This is a genomic window from Chlorobium phaeovibrioides, from assembly GCF_003968655.1.
Classification (GTDB): Bacteria; Bacteroidota; Chlorobiia; order Chlorobiales; family Chlorobiaceae; genus Chlorobium; species Chlorobium phaeovibrioides.
This window is the reverse complement of the sequence record NZ_RXYK01000029.1, coordinates 1-7277: the sequence shown is the minus strand read 5'-3', so window position 1 is coordinate 7277 and position 7277 is coordinate 1. Positions and strand designations below refer to the sequence as shown.

At 50.2% G+C, this 7277-nt stretch carries 7 protein-coding genes; all 7 read right to left on the bottom strand.

Going from position 1 to position 7277, the window contains the following annotated elements; translation table 11 throughout:
- Positions 1-99: 99 nt before the first annotated feature.
- From EKD02_RS10425 to EKD02_RS10395, 7 genes are read right to left on the bottom strand one after another with little or no spacing between them, the layout of a single operon-like run.
- A complete protein-coding gene (locus EKD02_RS10425; RefSeq protein WP_185805744.1) occupies positions 100-1062 on the bottom strand; it encodes an NAD-dependent epimerase/dehydratase family protein in 963 nt (320 codons plus the stop codon).
- A gap of 4 nt (positions 1063-1066) precedes the next feature.
- Positions 1067-1831 (bottom strand): glucose-1-phosphate cytidylyltransferase, encoded by a 765-nt coding sequence (gene rfbF, locus EKD02_RS10420; protein WP_126385279.1) that lies wholly within the window; start codon positions 1829-1831, stop codon positions 1067-1069.
- The gene (locus EKD02_RS10415) at positions 1828-2262 is read right to left on the bottom strand and encodes a dTDP-4-dehydrorhamnose 3,5-epimerase (RefSeq protein ID WP_126385277.1); all 435 of its coding nucleotides are present in this window, start codon (positions 2260-2262) and stop codon (positions 1828-1830) included. The genes rfbF and EKD02_RS10415 overlap by 4 nt, the downstream gene beginning before the upstream one ends.
- Positions 2250-3353 (bottom strand): CDP-glucose 4,6-dehydratase, encoded by a 1104-nt coding sequence (gene rfbG, locus EKD02_RS10410; protein WP_126385275.1) that lies wholly within the window; start codon positions 3351-3353, stop codon positions 2250-2252. Before rfbG ends, EKD02_RS10415 begins: the two co-directional genes overlap by 13 nt.
- Before the next feature lie 4 nt (positions 3354-3357).
- Positions 3358-5253 (bottom strand): TIGR04326 family surface carbohydrate biosynthesis protein, encoded by a 1896-nt coding sequence (locus EKD02_RS10405; protein WP_126385273.1) that lies wholly within the window; start codon positions 5251-5253, stop codon positions 3358-3360.
- A complete protein-coding gene (locus EKD02_RS10400; RefSeq protein ID WP_126385271.1) occupies positions 5253-6002 on the bottom strand; it encodes a 3-deoxy-manno-octulosonate cytidylyltransferase in 750 nt (249 codons plus the stop codon). Before EKD02_RS10400 ends, EKD02_RS10405 begins: the two co-directional genes overlap by 1 nt.
- Before the next feature lie 16 nt (positions 6003-6018).
- Positions 6019-6993 (bottom strand): class I SAM-dependent methyltransferase, encoded by a 975-nt coding sequence (locus EKD02_RS10395; RefSeq protein ID WP_126385269.1) that lies wholly within the window; start codon positions 6991-6993, stop codon positions 6019-6021.
- Positions 6994-7277 lie beyond the last annotated feature (284 nt).

Here is a 7277-nt window from a genome sequence, read left to right as displayed (position 1 = left end):
TGGCTCCTGTTTGATTCAAGATACTCATTGCCGGAATTCTCTACTTTACAAGTGTCTGGTTTTCGGGGAAGGGGTCAAACTATCGACACCAATGGCGCTTTAGCTTCTTGATGCATCGCCTCCTCCAAATCTCCTCATACAATAACCCAGCAATGCATCAATCTCTTCGAAGCCGTTACCTGCCGACTGGATTCCAAGCGAGTCCAATATGTTTGAATGATATTCCAAAGAGTCCCCGGCTGTCCATTCCGTATCACATCTGGATATTTGTGGCGTCTGACCATACATCTTCTCATACCGTGACTGAATCAATTGCGCCATTTCCATCACGCTCATTGAGACGCCAGAACCCACATTCACAACCCGATGTGGAAGTACCTCAAGATCGCAATGCATCAGCTCTCCGACAATGCTGCACACTTTGCCGAGAGCGATGAAATCCCGTTGTTGTGTGCCGTTGCTCTTCAACACCATTTGGCCTGTTGTCGCCAGCTGTCGACACAGGTCATTGACCAGTAGCATCCAGCAATCAACCCTATCATGCAGAGGTACACCGAACGCGTTGGAAAGACGCAGAACAACAGATTCAAGAGCACTATTTTGTGCCGCCCATAATACTGCGACCTCACCCGCAAGATGCGATGAGGCATATGGATGAAGATTACGAGGACAGGTATCTTCAGTAATACACCCCTCAAGAGGGCTGCCATACACATGCACCGTGGAGAGATAGATAAGACGATGAACGCCGGCAGCAACCGCAGCCTGGACAAGACGGGCTGTCGCAACAGCATTGAAATCAATGGCGCCAGCCGGATCAGCCGCACACGCTCCCGCATTCATTCCTGCAGCATGAACCACAATATCAATACCTGCACAGATATCCTTCAACCCCCCAGCATCACTCCATGGAGTATTTACCACTCGAGCATTCGGCAACCATACAGGAGGATTGCATTCACCTTGACGGGTCCCGAGGATAACATCATGCCCCTGCCGCTGCAACGATTGCCCAAGCCGCCCGCCGATAAAGCCGAAACCACCCGTAATCAGTATTCGCATGCCTCTATCCAAAAGCCCAAGGAGCTCCCTTAGCCCACAACGACTCAAGCAGCTCATGGTCCCGCTTGGTATCCATGCAGTGCCAGAAGCCTTCATGGCGGTATGCCATCAACTCACCGGCAAGAGCAGCCGCTTCAAGAGGCTCGCGTTCGAGCATCGTTTCGTCACCGGCTATCAGATCAAAGAAAGCAGGCTCGACAACAAAAAAGCCCCCATTGATCCACCCTTCATGCAACTGCGGCTTCTCCTTGAAGCTTGCAACCTGGTCTCCACTCAGCTCGAGTTCACCAAAACGGGCAGTAGGCCGCACCGCTGAAACCGTCACCATTTTTCCATGACTGCGATGAAATGCAAGAAGCGCATCAAGGTCCATATCAGCCACACCATCGCCATAGGTCAGCAGGCATGTTTCATCACCAATGAATGGTTGTAGCCGCTTCGCTCTACCACCGGTCATTGTTGAGTCCCCCGTGTGAACCAAGGTCACCCTCCAGTCAACCGGATCGCTCTGATGCGAGGTAATTCCGCCCGAGGCAAGGTCAACGGTAAAATCAGCCTTCAATGCCCGGTAATTCAGAAAATACTCCTTGATGACTTCCGCCTTATACCCCAATGCAACATAAAAGTCCTTATGCCCGAAATGGGCATAAGTCTGCATAATATGCCAAAGGATTGGCTTTCCTCCAACAGGCACCATCGGCTTGGGAATAACATCGGTGTATTCTGCGAGACGGGTACCGAACCCGCCGGCCAGGATAATGACTTTCATATGTTGTTCCACTGATAAGCAATTGCAGTAATGGGCAAACGCTCCACTTCATCCGGATCATGAGGAATGCTTGCGATGTTCAGCACCATGCTCTCACCACCGGCAATTCCTTGAAAACCGAACCAGATGCCAGCGGGTACCGTCAAACGCACATATCGCTCGATGCCAATCGTTTCTTCACGAAAAAGAGAACCGCCTTCCTGATAAAACACGAACTTCACCATACCAACAGGTACAATCAAGTTCATAGTCATTCGGCCATGTCGTTTCCAGCCCTTTATCGCGCCCGTTGCAATAGTTGAAAAATATGCCTCACCGAACCCATGAAAATCCGAATCGGTTGATTTCAGCGCATGCAACACATCCCCGCCGATAACCGCTATCCGCTGCAACGGAGTAACACCTATATCACTCAAAGTTACTGAGCCCATCGCAACCCCTGAGCCTTAGCATGTGCCATATATTCCGATATCTGACTTTCAGTACATGCACGAATTGCGTCAGGCTGCTGATAATAGGCTTTATACCATTCAGCCGTCATGCAAACGGTATCCTTAAACCCCATCACGGCATGCCACTGAAGGTGATGCAATGCCTTGTCGCAATTGAGCTTCAGCAGACCGGACTCATATGGTCCCTCGACGGCACTTGATACATCCTCCCACCGTACCTTCTCCCAATGTTTTGACATCTCCTGTACAAGTTCTAACACGCTGTGGTTCTGCTGAGCTTGCGGGCCGAAATTGAACGGCTCTCCATGTAATTCGTCCCGTTCGCTTAATGCCGCAGCGAGAGCTAAATAACCACTCAACGGCTCCAGCACATGCTGCCACGGGCGAGTTGATGCAGGATTGCGTAACTCCACAATCCCGTTTTCCGACCAGGCCCTCACACAGTCAGGAATAATCCTGCTGTCAGCCCAGTCCCCCCCGCCAATAACATTGCCGGCCCGAGCAGAGGCAATCCGAACCTTGCTCGTCGACTTAGGAAAGTATGATTTGATATGCGACCTAATCGCCAGTTCTGCAGCACCCTTAGAGGCACTATAAGGATCAGGTCCACCCATGGCATCGGTCTCGCGATATCCCCATACCCACTCGACATTGTCGTAACACTTGTCGCTTGTAATAATGACCGCCGCACATGGTTTATCAAGCTTGCGCAGAGCCTCAAGGATATGCAGTGTCCCAAGCACATTAGTCTGCCAGGTCTCGAGTGGATTCTCATACGACCTGCGAACCAGAGCCTGTGCCGCCAAATGGAATACAAAATCCGGTTGTGCTTCCGTTATAACCCGAGAGATCTTTTCAGGATCACGAACATCAATACGATGATCTTGAATCCCCTCCCCCATACCCGCCACGACAAAATGCGACGGATTTGTCGGAGGCTCTAAAGCGATGCCGGTAACTTCAGCACCCATCAATTGAAGCCATGCCGTCAACCATGGCCCCTTGAATCCGGTATGACCGGTTATAACAATGGACTTGCCGTAAAATCTATTTTCAAATGCCACGATCATGAGATCAAGGTTTTGTGAGTAAAGCCTTCCAGCGAGGCAAAGCCTTATCGAGATAAAAGAACAGTTCCGCCTCACACTGAAAAGAAGAACTGCCTGCAATAGTTACCAAAGCATCAACGAGATCCCGAGACGAACTGACAAACTTGACTGCGTCCATATCCCGCAACGGGCTCAAGTTCAGCGAATCCTGATCAAGTACGGACACAACCGGAACTCCTGCACAATAGGCATCCACAGCAGCAGAAGTCATTGCACCTGTATATGCGATATCAGACCGTTGAAGAAGTTTCTCAATCGGTTCAGATACAACATCAAACACCATGGAAGGATACTCACTAGGCTCCACGGGACATGCCGGATGAGGCTTGACGACTATACGCATATCTTCAGGTAGGTCATGAAATGCGCCTTCGAGAAGAGTCATCATGTAACGCGTTGACTGCTCAAGATAATCCCCCAAGACAAGCAACCTCAATCCAGACAGCTCTTTCCGATGGAATTCATTCATCCCCTGACCTTCTGCCAAGTAAAGATACCGCAACGCTTCAGCTTCACAGAGCTGATCTTCCGGATACCCACCTACCCGGTATATATCATGCATAACGGGTCCATTCACAGCAACCCGATCAGGCAAGGGCATCCTATTTCCTGGACCACGGGAATACAATCGCTGATCATTAAAGTATCTTAAATCCCAGTACCTCACAGTTGAATGAGGAACTCCGACGATTTCCCCATGTCCAGCCTCTTTCCAAGCATAAATCAGTGCCATTTCCCATGGCTGATTCTCCTGCAGATAGAAGCCGAGACGCTGCTTCGGTAATATGCGAAAAGCTGCGGATAGGAGATTGAAGGTCAAAAGATTGCTGACCGCACCAGATCCTAATAGAGCAGATCGCCACTCATCAGCATACAGTGGAGAGACATCGCAACCAGCAAGGAGCTGCTGCCGCCCAATGGAACCATGTACCTTTCTCCATTTCAACCACAACACAAGCCAATCCAGAAGTGTCCTGATGACAACCTGCAGACCCAAAAATGAATCGAGCGTCGCGTGAACCTGAAGGGCACGCTCATTGCTGTTGAATGCGGCCAGTAGATCTGCAGCAGATTTAGAGTCAGGGACGACACGATCCGCAACATAAAGATGTAGCCAGTTGATCGTTTTTTCCTCTTCTTTCAGAACATCGGGAAGGTTTCCCCAGAAGCGGCATTCGTATCGCCCCCCCTGAAGTGCTGACGGAACAAGATTGAATAGATAGGAAATGAATGTGGTATCGGCCTGAGTGTTTCGCCATTCTTTTATTCCCACACCCCTCAACGTCCATCGGCGAGAAAGATACCGCAAGAACGACAACAACCCCTGCACACGCTGCGGACTCCGGCGAAAAAGCTTCTTCAAAAGCGAGCCTTCAGAGCAGTTGCCAGGAACCCTTTCCCACTCGAACCCCCACCCATTTTGGGCAGCCCAAGATGCTAAGCACTGCGACAAAGCCATGCTACCACTCACCAAACGAATACGGTCAACACTACCCTTCTGGAACCAGTCATTAAATGCCATCAGCCGAACAGCATCGGTAATATGCGGAGATTTAGAGAAGTTGCACTTTTCAGCGATCGGCGCCATCCACCAATAACTGAACCCCGGCCTTATCTCAAGAAAATCAACAAGACGCCGGCCTTGCACCTTAACCTGACCGAGTTCGTAGACCCATGCGAGATACCGTTCACGAAGAGAGTCGGCGTTCTCTTCAATCCATTGGGGAATCGAGACTGCATCAGGGCATGAATCCTCTCCGTAACTTCTCCAAAGTACTAACGGCCCTTTATGATTCCCGGGAATCCCGTGGCAATCCCATATCGTCAGCACCCGAGGCAATGATTCTGATCCGACTGGCATCACTCCGCCAACCCGCCCATCATCTCTTCAACTTTTCGAAGATCAGCCAGTGTATCAACGGCCTGCGTCTCATACCGGGTAGGCACCATACGCACCCTCAGCCCGTGCTCAAGCACCCGCATCATGTCGACAGACTCAGCCACTTCAAGCGGCGTTGGCTGCAATCGGGTATACTCAAGCAGGAAATCACGCCGGAAGGGTATGATGCACACCTGCTTGCCCATCGGCACATCATCAACCTTGCATCTGGTAGGAATTGGCTCACGGGAGAAATACAAGGCATTCATCTGCAGGTCGCAGACAACCTTGATGCAGTTGCGGTCCTCAAACTCTGCATCGTCTTTTATTTCCCCAAGCAGGTTCACGACAAGGATATCCGGATTATCCAACATAGGCTGCACGGCTTCACCAATCATATCGGGATGCGTCATCGGTTCGTCGCCCTGAACCATCACGACGATATCATACCTACAACCCAGCTCTGCCTCCAGTTTACCAAGCGCTTCAGCACAACGATCCGAAGCCCGCTCATGATGGCTCCCAGTCATCACTGCGGCACCACCGATCGATTCGATATAATCATAAATCTCCCTGTCGCAGGTCGCCACGGCAACAAGATCTACAACCGGTGATTTAGCCACCCGCTCATAGACATGGCCAATCATGGGCTTACCAAGAATCGGAGCCATTGGCTTGCCAGGGAAACGGCCACTGCCCATGCGGGCGGGAATAAGAGCCAGAATACTCATAAGAACTCCATACAATTCAAGGTTTACGGCAGACAACCATCATGTGGGAACTCCAACCGCTTGTTGCAAGCCATTCCTGCCAGCGCTGCCTATCGGCGTCGGATGCAAGAGTTACGAAAGCATCCCAAAAACGGTCTTTTATCAACGCCCGATTATTGACAAGGATATCAATATCAAGCTTCCCAGGAGTGGTGACATCCAACATCTCGAAACCGTATTGCCCCAAAAGAATCTGCACCGAATGAGGATTGAAAAAATTCAGATGGTGAGGAGGCGAAACGGATTTTGAATCCTCCCACAGCGCAAGAATATCGGCTCCAGTACCGGAAAGCGTCGTAAAGACAAACAAATCCCCTGAGGACATCAGCCCGTAAAGGTGCCTCATGAAACGCCCTGGATCATGCAGGTGCTCGAAAAGCTCAAAACTGACAAAGACCTTAGGCCCTTTCGGCAAATCAGCGGCAATGACATCTTCAAGGAACTTCTCGACAACTGGAAAGCCTTTATCACGACAAACCGATGCAAGATGCGGCCCTGGTTCAATCAAAATCGGAGTCCCCGGGATAAATGCACTGATCTCTTCAGCAAACAATCCGTACCCTCCACCAACATCAATAACGACATTCCCACCCCCATACTTCTTAATGACATCGCTGACCATCAGGGCTTTGGGCTTCCAGAGTTTCTCGCGGCGGGACTCTGCCGTCTCCCTGTAGAATGTCGTCGCCCAGTATTTCGAAGAAGGTGATTCGGTATAGTACCGTGAAAATGCACTGGCAACCGGTCTGGGATTGACATACAGCGTCCTGCAATCCGGACAGATTTCATATCTAAACCCAGACTTCTCGAATGAAACGACACCGGCTTTACCGCAAGCAGGACATCCAACCGAAACATTTTCAACATCGGCAAAGTAGGTGATGGTGTCATCCTTTGCCAGCCGCAGGTATTCATCGAATATGGCTTGCGGCCTGATTTCTTCTTCTTTCATCGTTCTATTTTTCTATATATCAACTCAGCCCAATCCGTTCGAAATGTTTTAGGATTCTTCGATATTTTAGCTATATCCCATAACACCAAACCAGCATCTTCGGCGTGATTTTTGGATGATGTCGCGAAACGGGTTTCCAATAAACTACAGCCCGCTTCCGGTTGTTTGATTTGCTGACCAGTACATTTTACGAAGTTTCTGCTGCTTTCCCAATACTCTTTTTCTTTCAGCGATAATCCCTGCTGCAAGGTCCTGATGCATCTGTTCCGGGGTCACATATCCGA

Excerpts from the sequence above, each read along its gene's own strand:
- EKD02_RS10405 (WP_126385273.1), bottom strand. The coding sequence starts at position 5,253 with ATGCCAGTCGGATCAGAATCATTGCCTCGGGTGCTGACGATATGGGAT.
- rfbG (WP_126385275.1), bottom strand. The coding sequence starts at position 3,353 with ATGATCGTGGCATTTGAAAATAGATTTTACGGCAAGTCCATTGTTATA.
- EKD02_RS10400 (WP_126385271.1), bottom strand. The coding sequence starts at position 6,002 with ATGAGTATTCTGGCTCTTATTCCCGCCCGCATGGGCAGTGGCCGTTTC.
- EKD02_RS10395 (WP_126385269.1), bottom strand. The coding sequence starts at position 6,993 with ATGAAAGAAGAAGAAATCAGGCCGCAAGCCATATTCGATGAATACCTG.
- rfbF (WP_126385279.1), bottom strand. The coding sequence starts at position 1,831 with ATGAAAGTCATTATCCTGGCCGGCGGGTTCGGTACCCGTCTCGCAGAA.
- EKD02_RS10415 (WP_126385277.1), bottom strand. The coding sequence starts at position 2,262 with ATGGGCTCAGTAACTTTGAGTGATATAGGTGTTACTCCGTTGCAGCGG.
- EKD02_RS10425 (WP_185805744.1), bottom strand. The coding sequence starts at position 1,062 with ATGCGAATACTGATTACGGGTGGTTTCGGCTTTATCGGCGGGCGGCTT.